Annotated in this window: 22 protein-coding genes and 1 pseudogene; all 23 read right to left on the reverse strand. The window is 37.2% G+C overall.

Annotated features, from left to right (window positions below):
• Positions 1–7: 7 nt before the first annotated feature.
• Positions 8–343, reverse strand: a complete 336-nt coding sequence (locus P0N36_RS02570) for a DRTGG domain-containing protein (RefSeq protein ID WP_275841268.1) — start codon at positions 341–343, stop codon at positions 8–10.
• Complete coding sequence (locus tag P0N36_RS02575; RefSeq protein WP_275841269.1) at positions 340–1,659, reverse strand: [Fe-Fe] hydrogenase large subunit C-terminal domain-containing protein; 1,320 nt, start codon at positions 1,657–1,659, stop codon at positions 340–342. Before P0N36_RS02575 ends, P0N36_RS02570 begins: the two co-directional genes overlap by 4 nt.
• Before the next feature lie 65 nt (positions 1,660–1,724).
• Entirely contained in the window at positions 1,725–2,150 is a 426-nt protein-coding gene (locus P0N36_RS02580; protein ID WP_275841270.1) for an ATP-binding protein, read from the reverse strand.
• Positions 2,134–2,502, reverse strand: coding sequence for a DRTGG domain-containing protein (locus P0N36_RS02585; RefSeq protein ID WP_275841271.1), 369 nt, complete (start codon positions 2,500–2,502; stop codon positions 2,134–2,136). The genes P0N36_RS02580 and P0N36_RS02585 overlap by 17 nt, the downstream gene beginning before the upstream one ends.
• Positions 2,503–2,697: 195 nt before the next feature.
• Positions 2,698–3,339: pseudogene (gene hisIE / locus P0N36_RS02590) on the reverse strand (bifunctional phosphoribosyl-AMP cyclohydrolase/phosphoribosyl-ATP diphosphatase HisIE); the annotation flags it as partial.
• On the reverse strand, positions 3,340–4,101 hold the full coding sequence (hisF, locus tag P0N36_RS02595) for an imidazole glycerol phosphate synthase subunit HisF (protein ID WP_275841273.1): 762 nt from the start codon (positions 4,099–4,101) through the stop codon (positions 3,340–3,342).
• 4 nt (positions 4,102–4,105) lie between these two features.
• The gene (hisA, locus tag P0N36_RS02600) at positions 4,106–4,828 is read right to left on the reverse strand and encodes a 1-(5-phosphoribosyl)-5-[(5-phosphoribosylamino)methylideneamino]imidazole-4-carboxamide isomerase (RefSeq protein ID WP_275841274.1); all 723 of its coding nucleotides are present in this window, start codon (positions 4,826–4,828) and stop codon (positions 4,106–4,108) included.
• Between the two features lie 75 nt (positions 4,829–4,903).
• The gene (gene hisH, locus P0N36_RS02605; protein WP_275841275.1) at positions 4,904–5,506 is read right to left on the reverse strand and encodes an imidazole glycerol phosphate synthase subunit HisH; all 603 of its coding nucleotides are present in this window, start codon (positions 5,504–5,506) and stop codon (positions 4,904–4,906) included.
• A gap of 10 nt (positions 5,507–5,516) precedes the next feature.
• Positions 5,517–6,110 carry an imidazoleglycerol-phosphate dehydratase HisB gene (gene hisB / locus P0N36_RS02610; RefSeq protein WP_275841276.1) on the reverse strand — a complete coding sequence of 198 codons (594 nt, stop codon included), beginning with the start codon at positions 6,108–6,110 and terminating at the stop codon, positions 5,517–5,519.
• Positions 6,111–6,119: 9 nt separating this feature from the next.
• Positions 6,120–7,181: a histidinol-phosphate transaminase gene (gene hisC / locus P0N36_RS02615; RefSeq protein ID WP_275841277.1), complete on the reverse strand. Its 1,062-nt coding sequence runs from the start codon at positions 7,179–7,181 to the stop codon at positions 6,120–6,122.
• The gene (hisD, locus tag P0N36_RS02620) at positions 7,174–8,469 is read right to left on the reverse strand and encodes a histidinol dehydrogenase (RefSeq protein WP_275841278.1); all 1,296 of its coding nucleotides are present in this window, start codon (positions 8,467–8,469) and stop codon (positions 7,174–7,176) included. Before hisD ends, hisC begins: the two co-directional genes overlap by 8 nt.
• Positions 8,470–8,481: 12 nt before the next feature.
• Positions 8,482–9,117, reverse strand: coding sequence for an ATP phosphoribosyltransferase (hisG, locus tag P0N36_RS02625; RefSeq protein WP_275841279.1), 636 nt, complete (start codon positions 9,115–9,117; stop codon positions 8,482–8,484).
• Positions 9,118–9,165: 48 nt separating this feature from the next.
• Entirely contained in the window at positions 9,166–10,416 is a 1,251-nt protein-coding gene (gene hisZ, locus P0N36_RS02630; RefSeq protein WP_275841280.1) for an ATP phosphoribosyltransferase regulatory subunit, read from the reverse strand.
• Between the two features lie 383 nt (positions 10,417–10,799).
• The gene (locus tag P0N36_RS02635) at positions 10,800–12,482 is read right to left on the reverse strand and encodes a DEAD/DEAH box helicase (RefSeq protein ID WP_275841281.1); all 1,683 of its coding nucleotides are present in this window, start codon (positions 12,480–12,482) and stop codon (positions 10,800–10,802) included.
• A gap of 180 nt (positions 12,483–12,662) precedes the next feature.
• Entirely contained in the window at positions 12,663–13,199 is a 537-nt protein-coding gene (locus tag P0N36_RS02640; RefSeq protein ID WP_275841282.1) for a Holliday junction resolvase RecU, read from the reverse strand.
• Between the two features lies 1 nt (position 13,200).
• Positions 13,201–14,226 carry a tRNA epoxyqueuosine(34) reductase QueG gene (queG, locus tag P0N36_RS02645; protein WP_275841283.1) on the reverse strand — a complete coding sequence of 342 codons (1,026 nt, stop codon included), beginning with the start codon at positions 14,224–14,226 and terminating at the stop codon, positions 13,201–13,203.
• Positions 14,223–15,176 carry an RluA family pseudouridine synthase gene (locus P0N36_RS02650; RefSeq protein WP_275841284.1) on the reverse strand — a complete coding sequence of 318 codons (954 nt, stop codon included), beginning with the start codon at positions 15,174–15,176 and terminating at the stop codon, positions 14,223–14,225. The genes queG and P0N36_RS02650 overlap by 4 nt, the downstream gene beginning before the upstream one ends.
• Positions 15,176–15,736: a hypothetical protein gene (locus P0N36_RS02655; RefSeq protein ID WP_275841285.1), complete on the reverse strand. Its 561-nt coding sequence runs from the start codon at positions 15,734–15,736 to the stop codon at positions 15,176–15,178. Before P0N36_RS02655 ends, P0N36_RS02650 begins: the two co-directional genes overlap by 1 nt.
• A 32-nt stretch (positions 15,737–15,768) precedes the next feature.
• Positions 15,769–16,218, reverse strand: coding sequence for a dUTP diphosphatase (gene dut, locus P0N36_RS02660; RefSeq protein ID WP_275841286.1), 450 nt, complete (start codon positions 16,216–16,218; stop codon positions 15,769–15,771).
• On the reverse strand, positions 16,194–17,468 hold the full coding sequence (locus P0N36_RS02665; RefSeq protein ID WP_275841287.1) for a M16 family metallopeptidase: 1,275 nt from the start codon (positions 17,466–17,468) through the stop codon (positions 16,194–16,196). The genes dut and P0N36_RS02665 overlap by 25 nt, the downstream gene beginning before the upstream one ends.
• Before the next feature lie 84 nt (positions 17,469–17,552).
• Entirely contained in the window at positions 17,553–19,652 is a 2,100-nt protein-coding gene (locus P0N36_RS02670) for a polyribonucleotide nucleotidyltransferase (protein WP_275841288.1), read from the reverse strand.
• Between the two features lie 204 nt (positions 19,653–19,856).
• A complete protein-coding gene (rpsO, locus tag P0N36_RS02675) occupies positions 19,857–20,132 on the reverse strand; it encodes a 30S ribosomal protein S15 (RefSeq protein WP_330683931.1) in 276 nt (91 codons plus the stop codon).
• A 264-nt stretch (positions 20,133–20,396) separates the two neighbouring features.
• The gene (gene ribF / locus P0N36_RS02680; RefSeq protein ID WP_275841289.1) at positions 20,397–21,329 is read right to left on the reverse strand and encodes a riboflavin biosynthesis protein RibF; all 933 of its coding nucleotides are present in this window, start codon (positions 21,327–21,329) and stop codon (positions 20,397–20,399) included.
• Positions 21,330–21,341 lie beyond the last annotated feature (12 nt).

Consider the following 21,341-nt stretch of genomic DNA (forward strand, 5'->3'; position numbering starts at 1 on the left):
ATTACACCTATTCCAAACCATTTTTAGACAATAAGGCAGCTGATTCATAAGAGGATAAGTGCGTCGTCATAATAACAATACCTTCTTCATTCGCTTTTGAAATAGCATCTTCATCCACTTTAAAGTCTTCAGTAACAATAATACAAGCAACATTAATCAAGGTACCGACTGCAATGATATTAATATGGCCTTGTATGGTGATCCATGCGCACTGCTCTTTCGCTTTTCCCATTACAACACTGAGCAAGTCGCCAACAAATCCGGATTGAACACTATTATTCTCATAAGTTGATTGGGTCACTACAGTTGCATTAAGTATTTTTTGAACATCGTTTATGGTCATGATTCTCTCCTATTCTGATCAATGGAAGGTGGTAAAATACCACTGAGTGACATCATTTCCTCTGCCATGGACCTTACCTTTTCTCTTAACATAAAAATACAGTCTTCAATAATTGCATCTCCTCTAACGACATCTTCAGCAAAAGCCTTACAGGTTGGAGCGCCACAAGATCCACAATCAATTCGAGGTAATGTTTTGTGTAAATCATCAATCTGTTCCATTTTAGTTAAAGCCACCATCATATTGTCATCCAATTTTCTGACATGTGTCACTTCAAGGGCATAGTCCCATTTGAGCCGTATTTTGGGATTAATAATGTTTAGATCTCTTGTTTTTCCATGTTGCTTGACATACTTTTTTATTTTTCCCATTCGATTCGTACTCACAAAAGAGTTCTCAACGGTTAAAGGTCCACCTAAGCATCCATTCACACAAGCCAAACATTCTATAAAATCAACATCTAGCTTATTGTTTTCAACTCTTTCTAGAATAGTGATGACATTTTCAATACCATCAACAGCAACCAAATTATAGACTTTTGAAGCAAGACCTTCTCCACCACTTGCAGCCCATCCAATTCCGTTAGCTGAACTCATTTGAATAATTTCAATATCTTCCGGTTTCAATTTATTAATCACCGGTATTAACTCTAAGTATATGTCTTTCATAGATATGACACCATCAACATCGCTGGTTTTAATTGTTTGTGGTTGCCTGCTATTGGTAACTTTTGCAGCGCATGGTGTAATAAAGAAAATACCTATATCTTTACTTGCAAGTCCCTGATCCATCAAATATTGTCTGGCGTAACGGGCTATGGCTTCTTTAGGTGAAATAATCGGCATAACATTATCAATTAATGAAGGAAAACGCATTTGTATTAACTTTACAATGGCTGGACATGCCGAAGATATAACAGGACGATTAATTTTACCTTCATCCAACAACTGTTGGCTATATGCAGTAACAACATCTGCCGCTTTTGCAACCTCAAAAACTTCATCAAATCCAATTTTCTTTAGGGCCGTTAGCACAATATTAGGATCTCTGAGTTGTTTAAATTGTGTGTATAGGGTTGGTGCCGGTATTGCAACTTTATATTTAAATTTGTTGATTTTATCCAGGGGATCAGTAAGTGCTCGTTTAGCATGACTTTTACAAACACGAATACACATACCGCAATCAATACAAAGTTCATCTGTAATTTCTGCTTTTGAATGTCTGACACGAATGGCTTCTGTTGGGCAACGCTTGATACAATCCGTACAACCTATACAACGATTTTTATCAAGGGTTACTGAATGGTAATTTCCCATATCATGATGCCTCCTAATAGAACTCTTTATAAGAATGACGCTACGACTGATATTAATACTTCTTTCTATGCTTGTTCAGGATAGAGCTTCACTGTGATTTCTACGGTTGTTCCTTTACCGGGTTCGGATTCAATCTGAAGGATGTCTGCATAGCGCTTCATATTGGCAAGACCCATCCCTGCACCAAAGCCCATTTCTCTAGCTAACCTAGATGCTGTCGAGTAACCGGCTTTCATGGCCAGCTCAATATTTTCTATACCGGGTCCTTCATCTTTTAAAACCACATGTACATGATCCGGCATAATCTCCGCATCAATAACACCACCATGTGCGTGAATCACCATATTGATTTCTGCTTCATACATGGCAACGGATATTTTTCTGATAATCTCCGGTTTAATTGCAAGTTGTTTTAGGACTTTTTTTACCTTACTGGAAGCCACACCCGCAGAAATGAACTCACCACCTTCAACATCAAAATGTAAGTTCATTGTGGGCAATCTCCTCTCCGATGAGTCCGTTCTTAAATAAAAGACCTGAAGCAGTAAATAATGAGTGCTTGGTCGTCATTATCACTAAGTCCCGACGATTGGCCATCTCAATTAAATCCGACCCAGGTTCTTTACCTCTTACTATGACTATTGCTTTTATATCTAACATTTCTGCTGTTCTTATAACTTGCGGATGGACTAAGCCTGTTAAGAGTACAATATTGTTTTGTACATAAGCTAAAACATCACTCATTAAATCACAGCCATAACCAAAATCAATTTCTTGATTCATATCACCCTTGCCTGCAATGACTTGTGCATCTAGAATCTCTTTAATTTGAGTAAGTTGCATTACATTACCTCCATCGTTATCATTTTAACAATCATTATCATTTAATAAAGAATGTTTTGCCCATTCCTTATACTATTGTATAACCAATAGACGTAATAGTCAAGAATATTATATGATTTTCACAAAAAAGAAGCGTATTAGGAAAGTCCTATTATAGATCAACTTCAAAGAACTTTCCTGTAGAAAACAACTTCACTATCGTCTCTTATCTAGTTCTTTATAGATATCTTCCCAATTAGCACCTTTTTCTACCATAAGTACGGTTAAATGGTATAACAAATCTGATATTTCATAAACCATTTCTTCTTTGCCTTCATTTTTTGCACCAATAATAATTTCTGCCGTTTCTTCTCCGACTTTTTTTAAGATTTTATCAATCCCTTTTTCAAAAAGATAATTGGTATATGAACCCTCTTTAGGATTAACCTTTCGATCCATGACCACATCAAAGACACCACTTAAGACATCTTTTTGCTTAAAGGTATCGACTTCCAAATAGTCACCCTCATTCTCATCAAAATATCTATAGAAGCATGAATAAGCACCTGTATGGCATGCGTTACCTTCTTGGTGTACTTTAAGAAGCAACGTATCTTGATCACAATCGAGTGCAATTTCTTTAACCCTTTGATAATGACCGGATGTTTCGCCTTTAATCCATAAGGATTTACGGCTTCTGCTATAGAAAGTGGCTTTACCGGTTTCAATCGTTTTCGTATAAGCTTCTTCATTCATGTAGGCCATCATAAGCACTTGGCTTGTCATATAATCTTGCACTATAACAGGTAGTAGTCCGTCTTCCCCAAGCTTAAAATCATTAAAATTCATAATATTCTCCTATCTTCTTACAGGTATATTTTGATCATGTAAATAGTTTTTTAAATCAACTATTTCCATTTCTTTAAAGTGAAATAAAGATGCGGCAAGCGCTGCATCTGCCAGACCCTCTGTCAAAACGTTTGAAAAATGTTCCATCGTACCGGCACCACCGGATGCTATCACAGGAATGCCCACAGCTTCACTTACAGCTTTGGTCAATTGTACATCAAAACCGGCTTTTGTGCCATCACAATCCATACTGGTTAAGAGAATTTCCCCTGCGCCAAGAGCTTCGGCTTCTTTTGCCCACTCGATGGCATCTATATGTTTATTAATTCTACCACCATTAATATAAACATCCCATGATTTACGTTTTTCGTTTCGTTTTGCATCCATAGCAAGGACCACACATTGACTTCCGTATTTTAAAGCGGCTTCTTTAATGAGCTCCGGACGATTTACGGCCGCAGAATTAACAGCAACTTTGTCAGCGCCTGCCAACAACATTGTTCTAAAATCTTCAACTGTTCGAATGCCGCCTCCCACTGTTAAAGGGATAAAAATCTCCTTTGCGGTTTTCTTTACCACATCCACAATGGTATCACGCCCTTCATGAGAAGCTGTTATGTCCAGAAAAACAATTTCGTCTGCCATACTTTTGTTATAGGCTTTGGCAACTTCTACAGGATCACCAGCATCTATGATGTTTATAAACTGAACGCCCTTAACAACTCTGCCTTTATCAACATCTAAGCAAGGTATGATTCTTTTTGATAACATAGGGTCACCTACTTTCAAATTGTCGAATAGCCTTTTTCAGATCAATGGCTTTTGTGTATAGGGCTTTTCCAATAATGACACCCTCCGCCTGAATTTGAGATACTTTCTCTAGGTCTTCATAATTAGAGACGCCACCTGAAGCAATGATATTCATACCGGTTTCCTGAATCAACTGCCTGGTCTGTTCAATATTCGGACCCAACATCATGCCATCTTTAGCAATATCGGTGTAGATTATGGTGGTTATACCCATGGCTTTGACCTTCAAGCATAAATCAAGGGCTGACATGTCGCTTACTTGTTCCCACCCGTGAATGGCTACCATCCCATCCTTTGCATCAATGCCTACTACGATGGCCTCTTGACCGAATTTATTTACCGCTTCTGAAACAAGCGCGGGATTTTTGATGGCCACTGTGCCTAGAATGACCCTTGCAATACCAACAGACAACCGTTCTTCAATGTCTTGAAGTGATCTTATCCCACCACCGGTTTGCACAGGTACTTTAACGCTTTTTACAATATTAGAGATGGTCTCTCTGTTTTTCCATGTGCCATCTTGTGCTCCATCTAAATCCACAACATGAATGTAATCGGCACCGGCATCTTCCCACTGTTTAGCAACTTGGACTGGGTCCTTATCATACACCGTTTCTTTCTTATAGTCACCTTGTACAAGACGTACTGCCTGACCGTTAATAATATCTATTGCTGGATATAACCTCATAATTGTCCTCTTTCTCGGGTTAAAGTGTCAAAACTATATCGTAAATCATAGTTTTGATGCTATAACCTACCTAGTTTATAGAAAAGCAAAATTCTCTAAAATCTTCAAGCCTACATCACCGCTTTTTTCTGGATGAAATTGTAAGCCATATATATGATCTTGTTGAGCGGCAATCTGAATATCTTTACCATAGTAGGTTGTTGCAGAAACAACATCCTCATCTGTTTCTAGATGGTAGGAGTGAACAAAATACACATAGGCTTCTTCAGGTAGCCCGCTAAATAAAGGTGCTCTTTTCTGTATATTAAGTGCGTTCCATCCCATATGAGGGATTTTTAGATTCTCTACTTCCAGTTTAATAATCTTGCCTTTTATAAGTCCAAGACCAGTATGAGATCCAAATTCAGTGCTGGTATCAAAGAGCAATTGCATACCAAGACATATACCAAGAACCGGTTTGCCTTCAGCTTTCATATCTATAAGTAGTTGGTCTAGCCCTTTTTCTCGTAGGCGTTTTATGGCATCACTAAATGCTCCAACACCAGGTAATATAAGCTTATTCGCCGTCTTTAAGATTTCTTTGTCAGAAGAGGTAAAGTGCTTGACACCAATAAAATCAAGAGCATTGCACACACTTTGTAGATTCCCCATACCATAATCAATAATACCTATAACCATAACAACACCCCTATTCCAACATGCCCTTGGTTGATCTTGTGCCTATAATACGCGAATCAAAAAGAGTGGCTTGATCAAGGGCGTTGCCAAAGGCCTTAAAAATGCCTTCAACAATATGATGGTTGTTTGAACCATCCAGTAATTTAATGTGTAAATTCATACCGGCATGGACGGCAACAGCCATAAAAAACTCTTTAACCATTTCTACATCCATATCCCCAAGGCGAAGTGCTGTTAGGGCCACATCAAAGTTCAAGTAGGGTCTGCCGGACAAATCAAGTGCACACAAGACCAAAGTCTCATCCATTGGCAAGACACAAGACCCATAACGCTTGATGCCAGCTTTATCACCAATGGCTTCCCGAATACATTTACCAAGTACGATTCCGATGTCTTCTATGGAATGATGGCAATCCACTTCTAGATCACCCACGCAGGTTACCTCAAGATCGAAAAACCCATGTTTGGCAATATGGGTTAGCATATGATCGAAAAACCCAATACCCGTCTTCAAAGTTGATTTACCGGATCCGTCAATATTGAGCTTCATCCCAATGTCTGTTTCTTTTGTTTTTCGATTCATAGTACATAAACGATTTGTCATAGCTCCTCCTTAAAGTTCATAAGTCTTTATTAATGCCATGAGACGTCTGTTCTCATCCTCTGTTCCAATTGTAACCCGCATATGATAAGCAAGTCTACCTGTATCGCCAAAACCTCTTATAAGGACTCTATGACCCTGTAGATAGGTCATCAAATCCATATTCTTAATTTTAACAAGAATGAAGTTAGCTTTTGACGGATAGACCCTTTCAAAACAACTCATACTCAAGAAAAACTGATATAATTTCTCTTTTTCCTTTTTGATTCTATCCACTAGAGCATTATAGTAATCTATGTCCTCTAATATGAAGGAAGCAACTGCTTGAGAAAAGGCGGACAGATTGTAAGGTGGTTTTGCAATATTGACCACTTCAATCATCTCCTTACTTGCAATACCATACCCGATTCTAAGACCTGCAATCCCATAGGCCTTAGAAAAAGTCTTTAATACAATTAAGTTACTGTAGGTATGAATATAGGAAACCATGGAGTCGCCATCAAATTCTTCATAGGCTTCATCAATAATAACAGGACAGTCCACATAATCTAATACCATCTTCATACCTTCAATCGAAGCTTTATTTCCTGTAGGGTTATTGGGTGTACAAATAAATATAAGCTTAGGCTTGTGATCTTTATAGTTCTTTAGGATTAAATCATAATCATAATCATAAGCGTCATTTAGTTCATAAGTTATAACTTTACCATGATTAAGTACAGTTGATAGGCCATACATACTAAATGAAGGGTTGGGTACGAGGACACCATCACCCGGTTCCACAAACACTTTTATGATCAGTTCAATAAGTTGATCCGACCCCACTGTACATATGATTTCATTTTCAGAAACACCATGATAAGCGCCAAGTTTTTTTCTTAAATCATGTACATCTGTATCTGGGTAACGGGTTAAATTGTCTTTTTCATCTACCCAAGACTTTATTCTTTCAAGGACATAAGGGCTATGGATGTAAGGATTTTCATTGGCATCCAACTTAATATCATAAGCCATAAGTGGTGCATGATAGGGTTTAAAATCCAATAAGTCCTTACGCATGTAATCCTTAATCATTTTCAAACCTCACTTTTATGGCGTTGGCATGGGCATCTAGTTCTTCAGATTCGGCAAAATAGATTACATCTTCACTGAGTGACTTTAGTGCATCCCGTCCAAAAAAAGTAATACTGGATTTCTTAATAAAATCATCCACTGACAAAGGTGAAAAGAACTTTGCTGTTGCATTTGTTGGCAGTACATGATTAGGTCCCGCCATATAATCCCCAAGAGGCTCAGGTGTATAATTTCCAAGGAATATTGCACCTGCATTTTTTATAAAAGGCATCAGTTCAAAAGGATTCTTTGTACAGATTTCCAGATGCTCCGGTGCAATCTCATTGCTGATGGCAACAGCATCTTGTAACGTATCAACAATGATGGTAACACCATAATTCGTTAATGAGGCTTCTATAATCTCTTTACGCTTTAAATATGCGGTTTGACGCTCTATTTCTTCCTTCACCTTTTGAGCAATCGTTTTACTTGTTGTAATCAATACTGAAGAAGCCAGTTCATCATGTTCTGCTTGAGACAGAAGATCGGCAGCTATGTATTTGGGGCTAGATGTTTCATCTGCAATAACCAGAACCTCAGATGGCCCTGCTATAGAGTCGATACTGACGTGACCATAAACAGCTTTTTTTGCCAAGGCAACAAAAATATTACCGGGCCCAACAATTTTATCGACTTTTTTTATGGTTTCAGTTCCAAAAGCCAAAGCCGCGATGGCTTGAGCACCGCCCATCTTATAAATGGTGTCAATACCGCATATATCAGCAGCCACCAGTATTTGAGGGTTGATATTACCGGTAGAATCCGGTGGCGTGGTAACAACAATCTCTTTTACACCTGCAACCAAGGCTGGAACCACATCCATAATAACGGAGGATGTATAAACAGCCTTACCACCTGGTACATAGACACCAACACGCTCAAGTGGGGTAATTTTTTGCCCCATGATACTACCATCTTCTTCGGTGTCGAACCAGCTATATTGCTTCTGCTTTGCATGAAAAGCATACACCCTGTCCTTGGCTTTTCTTATAACTTGAATCAGCTTCTCATCCACAAGGTCATAAGCCTTACTAATTTCCTCAGGTGTTACTTTCATCGTCGTTTGATCTAATGTCACTTTGTCAAACTCGGCTGTATATTCTAGTACGGCTTTATTACCTTTGGCTTTCACGTTCTTTATGATTTTTGCAACGATTGTCTCATAATCTCCATAAGAAGTTGGCGCTCTATCTTCCAAAAGCTTCTTAATATCAATAACTTCACCTTGTGTAAAATCGTATACTTTCATATTTGTTCTCCTTTACTGGATGATATCTCTTAAACCATCAATAATACGGTTAATACGCTGATTTTCCATCTTCATACTGACACGATTAACCACGACCCTTGCAGAAAGTGGACATATTTTTTCAAGTACCACTAGACCGTTTTCCTTCAAAGTAGCACCGGTCTCCACTATATCTACAATCACTTCTGACAGCCCAACAAGAGGTGCCAGTTCTATGGAACCGTTAAGTTTTATAATCTCAACTTTTTGATTCTTTTTATTATAAAAATAGTCCTTAGCAATATTTGGATACTTAGTAGCAACGCGTATAGAGGAACTGTGCAAAAGCTGATCACGAGTACTTTCCGGACCGGCTACCACCATATCACAGACCCCAAGTTTTAAATCAAAAACCTCATATAGGTTTTTACGTTCTTCTAATATTGTGTCCTTACCAACCACACCAATGTCCGCAGCACCATACTCAACATAGGTTGGAACATCGCTGGCCTTCGCCAAAAAGAACTTAAGTTTTAGTTCTTCATTGACAAAAATCAGTTTTCTTGTATCAGTTTTCATCTCTTCACATGTAATACCAACTTCTTCTAAATATGCTAAAGTTTTTTTAGCCAATCGCCCTTTAGCAAGAGCAAATGTTAAATATCTCATAGTATTCACCTTTCATCCTGTTTTTTTCCAAATCCCTTATTCGATCTCTTAGAAAAGTGATTTAACATCCACCGTGTTTCTTTCATTGGTTTTTAGATTAACCAGTTCCACTTCATCTAGAGACAAAAAATTCATAATACCGCCAATACGATTCTTTTTACCATAGGTTATGTTCTCGTCTAAATCATGATCCAACATTCCAATCTCAATCCGCATGCCTTCTCTACGCATACGATCGGCGACGGATATAGCCATGGTTCTGGATTTTCGGTTATATAACAATAAGGTATCCGTACTTGGCACCTTAATCTCAATATGTTGTCTTTCTATACTGTTCATGACTTCATCCACAATGATGGCAAAGCCTACAGCGGGTGCACTATGGCCAAATTCTTCCAACAAGGTATCATAACGGCCCCCATCTACAATGGATACACCTGTTCCGAAAGTGTAGCCTCTAAAGACAATACCAGTGTAGTAATTAATCTGACTCACCATACCAAGATCAAAAGAAACATATTGTTCAACTTTATAATCACAAAGAATACTATAAATACGTTCCAACCGTTCTAATGCAGCTAAAGCCTTCTTATTCATAGTCGTTGATTTGGCTTGCTCTATCACCTTCACATCGCCAAAGAATTTAGGTAGATCAAGAAGTACCTTCTTATGAACGTGGTCTAGGTCAAGGCTGTCTAGCAACTCTTCTACTGCTATATAATTTTTTTGATCAATCAACATACGTAATTCTTCTTCGTACTTTGAATCTAAACCGGCTTCTTCAAGCAAACCTTTAAAAAATCCAGCCTGACCAATATCAATTTGAAAATCTTTTAGGCCCACTGCCAACAAAGATTGAATAACAATTGCAATTATTTCGGCATCGGCATCTTCATTATCAATACCAATTAATTCTACGCCTGCTTGAGTGAACTCTCTTAACTTCAACTGATAGCTTTCGATATTTCTAAAAGCATTGCCAAGGTAACAGAATCTTTTAGGTGTATTTTCATGATGGTATCCCGTTGCCATCATCCTAGCTACTGAGGGTGTAATATCCGGCCTCATTACCAAAATATTACCATCAGAATCAAAGAACTTATACATATTCTTAATATCTATCGTACCTGAGTCATGACTAAAAACATCAATATATTCAAAAGTCGGTGTCTGTACATCTAAAAAGCCATAATGATGAAATACAGCCATAATCCGTCTTTGGATTTCATTTTTCTTTAGAGCTTCATTACAATGAATATCTCTTACACCTTCCGGTGTGTGTAATTGCTTATCTCTCATATGCGCCTCCAGTGCTTTATTATGGTAAAGTGGTAGATTGCTAATTCGATAAATTAAATATTATTATAAAACAATTCCCAGGTCCTGTCAACCGTAAATCCCATGAATTTATATTACCACAAAAATATAGTTCTTAATAGTTTCATAAAGTAATAATAAAACCATTCTTCTCTTTACCAACACCGACCATGAAGTTCCTGGAAGAAGACTGTATAATGGAGTTAAGTCAGCATGGATGCTGACTGTCGACTTTTGGTGCATAGATGCACCAACTGGAGACCGTAATCATACAGTTGTTGGAAGGGTTTTCATGGGACCCACTATCATAGTAACAAAAAAAAGCCCCTAAGCTTTTACCCTTAGAGGCCTCCTTACTTTTATTCTTATATATTTTTTTCTTTTGAAGTCTTAGCAATTTCAACAGACACTTTTTTATTATTAATCTTATTGCCTTCCATCTTCTTAAGGACAATTTTGGCAATATCTTTGTGAACATCGACAAAAGTAAACTTATCAAGCATATCAATAGCACCTATTTGGCTACCTTTAACATTACATTCACCTGCAATAGCACCAAGAATATGTTTTGGCTTCAAGTTGTCTTTATTACCGACATTAAAGAACATACGAACCATGTCCTTGTCATCTCTTTTACGATTTCTTGGAGCACCGGCACCACGTTCACCACGGCTGCCACGATCCCTATTGCTGCCAAAAGATTGACGCTGACGACCTTTATCATCACCTAGCTTAAAGTTAATGTCATTTTCATGATGATTTTCATCTAATGATAATGTTTTTTTGATCAATGCAGCACAAATTTCTTCAAGAGGATGAACCGTATCAATTTGATTCAAAATAGACATATATTCATGCATGTCCCCGCCTTTTATGATCTCATCAAGTTCATCAATAAAATCAGTAATTTTAGAAGCATTGACTTCTATATTGGTAGGAATAGCAATTTTTTCAATGACCGTTTTAGTATAGCTTGTGATATCTCGAAGTAAGCGACGATCTCCGGTGCTGACAAGGGTAATGGCACGTCCCTCTTTACCTGCGCGTCCGCTTCGACCGATTCTATGTACATAATAATCTGCCTTATCCGGCACATCGTAATTAATAACGATATCCACATTCTGTATGTCAAGACCACGTGCTGCGACATCTGTAGCAACAAGAACATTGATTTGAGAATTGTTAAACTTCTTTAGAACATCCATACGCATTTCTTGTTTAAGGTCTCCATGAATCTTATCGGATGGAAAGTTTCTAAGCATTAAGGCATCACACACATCATTTACAGATGATTTTGTATTACAAAATACGATACAACGGTTTGGCTTATCAACCTCTAGTATTCTTGAAATGGCTTCAATCTTATGACTTCTTTTAACTTCAAGATACTGTTGTGTTATTGTATCTGCTGTGATTAGCTTCGACTTTACTTTGATAAGTTCAGGGTCTTTTTGATAATGTTTTGTAATATCAATAATACTTTGAGGCATGGTTGCTGAAAAAAGGACCGTCTGTACATTGGCTGTGTCCATGTTACTAAGCACCTGTTCAATATCTTCTCTAAAGCCCATTTTCAACATTTCATCGGCTTCATCAAGAATCATGGTATGGATATCATCTAACTTAATGGTGCCACGATTGATATGATCAATGGTTCGTCCAGGGGTTCCAATAATGATTTGTGCCCCTCTTTTTAGTTGGGTAATCTGTCTGTAGATTGGCTCACCACCATATACAGCGACTGTTTTTATGTTTCTCATGTACTTCCCGATTTTGTTAAACTCATTTGCAACCTGTACCGCCAACTCTCTTGTTGGGCATAAGATGATTGCTTGAGGACTCTTAACCACAGGGTCAACTTTTTCAAGTAAGGGAATGGCAAAAGCAGCTGTTTTTCCTGTCCCTGTTTGAGATTGCCCAATCAGGTCTTTTCCTTCAAGGAGTATAGGGATCGCTAACTCTTGAATATCCGTTAACTGTTCGAAATTCATGTCCCTAAGTGCTCTGTAAATTGAATCTGATAAACTTAATTCTGAAATATTATTCATGTTTTCCTCTTTCTAATGGCACATATGGATCCATCAAGAAAGTAACATAAACAACACTTGTTTACCCATAATTCCGACATTTGATGAATCCAAACGATTGATTTTGTGCAAACTTATTACATTTAATCGCACAATTGCTAATTATATAGCATGAGAAACTTAATGGCAAGTTTTTTAGCATTATTCTCCGTTATTACTAAGGTATTTGCCTAAAGCTTCTAGATAATGTACAAGATAACCCGATTTGCTTTTGATTTCAAGGGTAGCATCAAAGGCAGACATAGGTATGGATTTACGACCACCGCTTCTTGCTTCTTGCCAATGCTTCAATATGATTTTAAAAGGCAGGAAGAAATAACGGTTCTGTTTAGAAAAATAAATCAACATAAAGGCAACACCTTCTTGTTTTTCAAATGTCTGCATGTAAGCAATCTGATGTTCATGGATATTTTTGAGTGGGAAATATTCTTTTGAAGTCTCTTTGGCATCGAAACAAATGGGAATGCCTTGAACAACGCCAATATAGTCTACACTGCTTTTTTTCTCAAAATAAGCCAATGTTATGGTGCCACTTTCTTTCCCTAAGGTTATGGGTTTGATCGGCGTTGGGATTTTTTCAATGAGCGCCAGCCCATGTTCTAAATAGCGTTCGTTGGTTATATTAACCATTTCTTCTAATGTACTACCTCTTAAACCTCTAGAACCCCAATAAGCCATATTACTTCACCTCGATGTTTTCTAAACGCTTTATTGCTCTTTGAACCTCGCTATGGATAATACTTCTATCGTCATGTTCATAATTTTTTAGGATATCCATCATCCCCGCGTCACCCGAATTACCTATGGCCGCAATGGCGTTGCGTTGCAAAGTTCGCTTGCCTCGCCATCCGGAAGCTGTCTTTTTGTAGGTCGCATTAAACGTGGCCTGATCTATATTAAGCAAGTTGATTAGGTTCACGTCCTTGTCAACTAAGAGTTCTACAGAAGGATTCTGAACTTTATTATTGGCAGGACATCTAAGTTGACAAATATCGCATCCATAAATCATACGCCCAATCATCTTAGATTCTGCCTCTGATAATTCTTTTTTTTGGGTCATGTAAGATATGCATCTACGACTATTTATGGTTCCATCTCCAATAATTGCCTTAGTTGGACAAGTTACTTTACATATCTGACAAGTACCACATGGCATGGCTTCCATCACGTAATCTCTAGCCTCTAAATCATAATCAATGAGTAAGGAGGCTATGTTAACATAACTCCCCATGGTTTTATGATAGAACATATTGTTACGACGTAAGACACCTAATCCGGCACGTACCGCAATGGCACGGTCGGATAAAGGGGATGTATCACAGAGCTTAACGCCATGTATATTATAGTTTTCTTCTAGAAACAATTGTAGCTTCTCAAGATGTTCGTCTAAAATAGTATGATAATCAATAGAAGCGGTACCACTTGCCATATGTCCGGTGCCACTTGATGATTTGGTCCTAGAATAAGGCTGATGAGGCTCTAAGATACAAATGAATGATTTGCCGTCTGCTTTGATTCTTTTAGGATCTATTAAATCAGCAAGAGAATCCCTGACTTCAAATGGACAATCTAAATGATGCTCTTGCCTATAGTGGTAGTCATCCTCTAGGTAATTAAAAGGCTTAGCACCAGCAAAGCCAACTGCTTTTATCCCTATAGAATCACAAAACTTCATAATATTTTCTGTTATCACTTTAGCCTTCATTCAAACACAGCCTTTGCAATTGTATTATATAGGTCAGGATAGTCGGCAATAAACGGCTTATAGTAACGCATATTATCTAGCTTTATATCCCCTTCTATAAACTGATAGCTGTAAGCATGAAGCAACTGATGGTTTATATCATATTTTTGCTTCAAGCTATGATTTATATGGGTATTTCCATATTTATTATCACCAATAATAGGATGACCGATGGATGCTAAATGGACACGTATTTGGTGTGTTTTACCTGTCTTAATCTCAATTTCTAATTCTGTAAAAGATGCATTCCATCTTATAGGTTTAACAAGGGTATGAATCATAAGCTCACCCTCTGGATCTATACGTACTTTATTGTGATTGTGATCTTTTTGAATGTAATCTTTCAGTTCTATTTCTTTGTCTAGTTTACCGACTACAATACATCTATATAATTTTGTTACTTCATGATTTTTAATTTTTCGGTTTATCATTTGAGCCATCGTTAAGGATTTTGCTGAGAGGATAATACCTGTGGTATTTCGATCTAAGCGATTGCTTACCCCTACTTTGAATCCTGTGTCCATTTGAAGGTCTTTTTCCTCATAATGGGACCGAATTTGATCCACTACTGACAAAGCGGAACCATCATCTTGAGACAATATACCAGCGGCCTTGTTTATGACAATAAGATCATCGTCTTCATAAACCACATCCAATATCCTACCCTCATCAAATCTATTTTTTGGCTTTTTTAAAGCAAAGTGATTGTAGGTTTCCTTCGTAAAGTAAACTTGGATGGAATCTCCTTCTCTACATATCTCCTGGCCACTTATTTTTTTCTTATTTAATGTAATGTTTTTTTTTCGAAACATTTTATAGCAAAAACTTTTCGACATACCGGGCAATACCTTAAGTATGAATTTATCTATCCTCTGGTTTTGATTTTGAGGTGTAATATTAATTTCAACCATTACATACCATTCTGCAATAATGCCCTTTCAATACTTACCATTTGCTTGCTGTTTGCTTTATCTGATGCTAGCTCAAGTGTATCCAATGCATTCATCAACTCACTTGTATTATCATAAGATAAAACGGTTGTTTGAATGCCTTTGTCTTTCAACATGTGTTGGATAGATTGACGAATAAGATTATAATCTTGCTTATACTTTATACTCGGAAGACAAAGAATTAAAGTATAAGAATCACCAATAAGTACCGCATCCAAGAAGTAGGTTGATTTACCTCTTATTATAAGCAGTTCAAACAATGTTTTATAGGCGTCTACACTAAATGCCTTAACTAAGTCATCAGAAATACTCTTGTAAGGGCTATAGGCAAAATATAGTGAAGCCCTTTGAGCTGTTGGTAAAATCAATAAAACGGCTACAATTGTAAAATAGCTTTTTTGACTACCCATAATCATAATACCTGCTAAGTATACTGTCATAAATGTAACAACGCCTATAAGAGTCTCTTTTAGACTCTTATGCTTGCTATGATTAATGTAGCCTTGCCTACCTTGATTCATGATTTTCACCTCTTTTTTGTCCTTATGTCACACTAAACACCTGTATGACCAAAGCCGCCGGCACCTCTTGCGGTTTCTTCCAAAGCATCTGTTAGTACCCAATTGATTTGCTCTATACGGTTTATAACCATTTGAGCAATACGATCACCACGCTTAATGGTAAAGTCTTCTTCACCGAAGTTAATCATAATGATTTTGATTTCTCCTCTATAATCCGCATCAATGGTTCCTGGGGTATTAACAAGACTAATCCCGTGTTTGAAAGCCAGCCCACTTCTTGGTCGGATTTGAGCTTCATAGGCATCTGGGAGTGCAATCTTAAGCCCAGTTGGAACCAGTTTTATTTCACCTTTTTTCAAGATAACATCTTCAATAACAGCAGCAAATAAATCCAATCCCGCTGCCTGTTCGCTCATATACTTTGGTAAGGGTAAATCTTTGCCTTCTTCTGTTTGTTCTACATATACTTTAATTTTTTGCATAATGCGATGATCCTTTCTTGGTTAATATCTTTTAGATGTCCAACAATTGATAAACTGATACTTGGATCCAAAAATATGTCACGTGCCATAGTCATAATTGCTTCTACGGTAACAGCATCAATAGCTTCTACGATTTCCTCTTGGGTTTTTATACGTTGCTGCATCAACATGCCTTTACCATAATTGGACATACGATTGTTCATATTCTCGTATCCGATAATTAGATTACATTTGATCTGTTCTTTGATTTTATCTAAACTATCTTCATCAATACCTTCTTCAATGAATGTATTGAGTTCTTTTAATGTATTAACAATCACGTCATCGGCTTGAGAAGGGTTAAAAGCCGCATAAATATTAAACATACCTGTTGCTTCATAGGACTCATCATAAGAATAAATTGAATAGGTTAAGCCTTTATCTTCCCTTATACCCATAAAAAGCTTTGAATTAATGCCACCGCCTATGATTGTATTAAGCACTGATAAAACAAAAATGGCTTCATCCTTATAGGATATACTAGGGAAGTTAATCACCATATGAACCTGCTCGATATCTTTTTCTTTGAATATAAAGGTTGCCTCTCTTGAAAAATCAAGGTTACGGACCGGTGGCGCTTGAGTTGAAGCATCTTCAAAAGCCGTGTTTAATATTTTTATTACCTGTTCTTCATCAAAGGCGCCTACAACAGCAATTACCATATTTTTTGCTACATAATGGTAATTCATATATTCGAACAGTTTTTCACGTGTAAAACCTCTTATATTTTCACGGGTTCCCAGTATATCCATTGATAATCTAGAAGGCTTAAACACTTCGTTTTCCAATTGATCATGAACAATATCCTCAGGTGCATCCTCAGACATGGCGATTTCTTCTAATATAACACCCTTCTCTTTTTCAATTTCTTCAAGTTTGAATTCAGGGTGCGTCAACATATCAGAAAGTACATCGATGGCTGTTTCTAAGTGCTCATCCAAAGTATGGGCATAATAGCATGTATATTCTTTAGCTGTAAAAGCATTGATATGACCACCGATTCTAGCCATTTCATCCGCTATTTCTTTTGAATTTCTTTTACTTGAACCTTTAAACATCATATGCTCAATAAAATGAGAAATACCATTGTTTTCAGCTGTCTCATCTATAGATCCGTTACGTATCCATATACCTATTGAAACGGATTTTACAAATTCTAAAGGTTCATAAACCAACGTGATGCCGTTATCCAAAGTAGTGGTTTTTATCATTTGTCCTCCATATTGCATTCTAATTAGAAATTAAAAGACCTTACCAACTTTGTGATTGGTAAGGTCCCAGTCTTTTACTAAACGTTAATCTTCGAGTAATGCCTTCATTGACAGATTGATTCTGCCTTGAGCATCCACTTCCGTTACCTTAACTTTTACAATTTGACCTTCACTAAGTACGTCTTCTACTTTAGTAACACGTTCTTTTGCAATTTTTGATATGTGGACCAAACCGTCTTTACCTGGAATTAGTTCTACAAAGGCTCCAAAAGTTGTGATTCTAACCACTTTTCCCTCATAAATTGCACCCACTTGAACACCGTTTGCTATGGTTTCAACAATACGTTTTGCCTCATTGGCTGCTTCCATATCAACACCACAAATAAATACACGACCATCATCTTCAATATCAATAGATACGCCAGTGTCTTCGATGATTTTGTTGATGACCTTACCTCTTGGACCAACAACCTCACCAATTTTTTCTGGATTGATTTGCGTCTGAATGATTTTTGGTGCTGTCGGCGCAAGTTCTGTTCTACCTTCACTGATGGTTTTATTCATAACATCATTTAAGATGACCATTCTTGCTTTTTTTGTTTGATATATAGCACCTTCAATGACTTCTTGTGATATACCAACAAGTTTCATATCAAGTTGTATCGCTGTAATGCCCTTTTCAGTTCCGGCAACTTTAAAATCCATATCGCCAAAAAAGTCTTCAAGTCCTTGAATATCCGTTAATAATATGAAATCATTTTCATTGTCACCTGTAACAAGTCCACATGAGATACCCGCAACCGGCGCTTTTAGTGGAACACCTGCAGCCATTAGTGATAATGAGCTGGCACAAATACTGGCTTGTGAGGTAGAACCATTAGAGCTTAAGATCTCTGAGACGGTTCTGATGGCGTATGGAAATTCGCTTTCTGATGGCAGTACCGGTAGTATGGCTTTTTCTGCTAAAGCACCATGACCAATCTCACGTCGCCCCGGACCTCTTGAAGGTCTGCTCTCACCTACTGAATATGAAGGGAAGTTATAATGATGCATATAACGTTTGTCTTCTGTTAACTCATCAAGGGCATCCACCCTTTGTCTGTCCGATAATGGCGCCAAAGTTGTAATGGTAAGGGCTTGCGTTTCGCCTCTTGAGAACAATGCCGATCCATGGACCCTAGGAAGGATATCTATTTCAGCACTCAGTGCTCTTATTTCATCTATTCCACGACCATCCGGGCGTTTATGCTCTTTTAAGATCAAACGACGTACTGTTTTCTTCTGATACTGATAAAAAGCTTCATCCAACCAAGGTTTCCATGTTGCTTTTGTTTCATCTTCTTCAATGATGGCAAGCATTTCATCTTTAAGGGCATCAATGCGAGCAAAACGTTCGCTTTTATCCTCTACATAGACAGCCTCTTCTATACGCGCATCACCAATAACGTCTTTAAGTGCCGTCATGATTTCTTCTGGAACAGATGCATCTGTATAAGCTTGCTTTGGCTTACCTTCTTTAAGCTGGATATCTTTAATCCAAGCACAAATTTCTGTATTCAACTCATGAGCCTTAGCAATTGCTTCAATTATAATTTCTTCTGATACTTCATTTGCTTCTGCCTCAATCATAGTTACTTTTTCTGATGTTGATACCACGTTAAGGACCATATCAGAAGCTTCTCTTTGAGCAGAAGTTGGGTTGAATACAAATTCACCATCTACAAGTCCAACATAAGTTGAAGCGGTTGGTCCCATAAAAGGAATATGGGATATAGACAAGGCAATAGATGTACCAATTGCAGCTACAACTTCTGGCATGCAATCTTGATCAACGGCCATAACTGTATTGACAATACTACACTCATTTCTATAGTCTTTCGGAAATAAAGGACGAATAGGGCGGTCAATAATTCTGCAAGTTAAAATAGAGTTCTCCGTTGGACGCCCTTCTCTTTTTATAAAGCCGCCGGGTATTTTTCCAATTGAGTATAGTTTCTCTTCATAATCCACACTAAGCGGGAAAAAATCTACACCTTCTCTTGGTTTCTCTGATGCAGTTGCTGTTGATAATACTACGGTTTCACCATAACTAATCATACAAGCACCACTTGCAAGTTGTGCCATTTTACCGATTTCGACGCTAAGTGTTCTACCGGCCAGTTCCATTGAATAAATTTTAGACATAATTGTCTCCTTTCAATTGTACCTAGCCCCTTTAGTCTTTAGTTTCTAACGTTTATAAAATGATATTCATAATAAACGACACAAACTAATGACTAAGGATACTTGCTAGGTTTCTTCATTTTTTTCGCTATTTCTATAGTACCACTTTTTGTGTTGTAATGAAAGAAAAAAATAGAGCGGAATCAACTCCGCTCTATTTTTTAATTATCTTCTTAGACCTAACTCTAGAATCAAGCTACGGTATGATTCAATATCTTTATTTGAAAGATATTTCAACAAACCTCTTCTTTGTCCAACAAGTTTCAAAAGACCTCTTCTTGAGTGGTGATCTTTTTTATGCATTTTCAAATGATCTGTCAAATGATTAATTCTCCATGTTAACAAAGCGATTTGAACCTCTGGTGAACCGGTATCTTGCTCGTTTCTACCAAATTTTGCGATGATTTCTAATTTTTTTTCTTTAGGCATTGCTGTTTGCATTTTGTAACCTCCATAGGATAAATTATTATTGATCGCCAAAAGCCAAGATAAGGACGGAGTCTCCAATATCCGAGCAACGGCTCAAGTACATAGTACATAATAACATAAGTGTTTTTGATTGTAAATCAGATTTTATGCTTTATCTATTAATTGTTAAAGGGTCAAAACTAAGTTTCACTAAATTTACATACAATATATAGATTACGTTGATGCATTCACAACTATATATTGTATGCAAAAGTTCAACTATATAGTTTTGACACCTTAACCATTTATTAAGGTCTCAAAATAGTTGTCCAAGTCCTTAAGGTCTTCTTGAATAAGAGACTTCAAATGATCCAATGATTTTAGATTATAAGCTTCTCTTAGGAAATGGATTATTTCAATAAGAATGGTTTCACCATAAATCATTTCATCAAAATCCAGTATATAGGTTTCAACCACCATTTCACCTGAAATTGAGGCTGGTTTTGGACCAACGTTCGTAATACTTTTATAGCGTATGCCCTTGACTGTTGTATAGGAAGCATAGACACCATTTGGCGGTAATATTTTCGAAGGTGATATAGCCACATTGGCCGTTGGAAAACCAATGGTTCTACCAATAGATCTGCCATGTTCTACTTCTCCAATAACAATAAAATCTCTACCTGTTAATTCTCTAAATGCCTCCATATCACCCTTTTTAACCTCTTGACGAAGCCATGTACTGCTAATAACTCGGTGATGATCACATAGTTTTTCAAAGGCAATAACTTTAAAACCATAGGTTCTACCCAAAGCTTCTAAAAGAGGTATGCTTCCGCTACGGCCTTTACCGAACTTAAAATCCACACCAACAACAACATATTTTGCGTGAAGTTCTTTATATATCACTTCTTCTACAAAAACTTCAGCAGCCATATTGGCTACATCCATTGTAAAAGGATATTCAATATAGTAATCCACACCCATATCTTCAACAACTTTTTTCTTTTCTTCAGGTGTGAAAATAATGTCCTCTTCCGGCTTTCCCATAACAACAAATGTTGGATGAGGTCTAAAGGTAAATAAAGCAGAAGGTATGCCCAATTCTTTACTTTTTTCAAGTGCCTCCTGTATCAACAATTGATGGCCTTTATGGACACCGTCAAAATTACCAAAAACAACGATACATTGTGGCAATTCAAAAACATTGGTTTGTAAAATTGTTTTCATTTATATTACCTC

This window comes from Petrocella sp. FN5, from assembly GCF_029210395.1.
Classification (GTDB): domain Bacteria; phylum Bacillota; class Clostridia; order Lachnospirales; family Vallitaleaceae; genus Petrocella.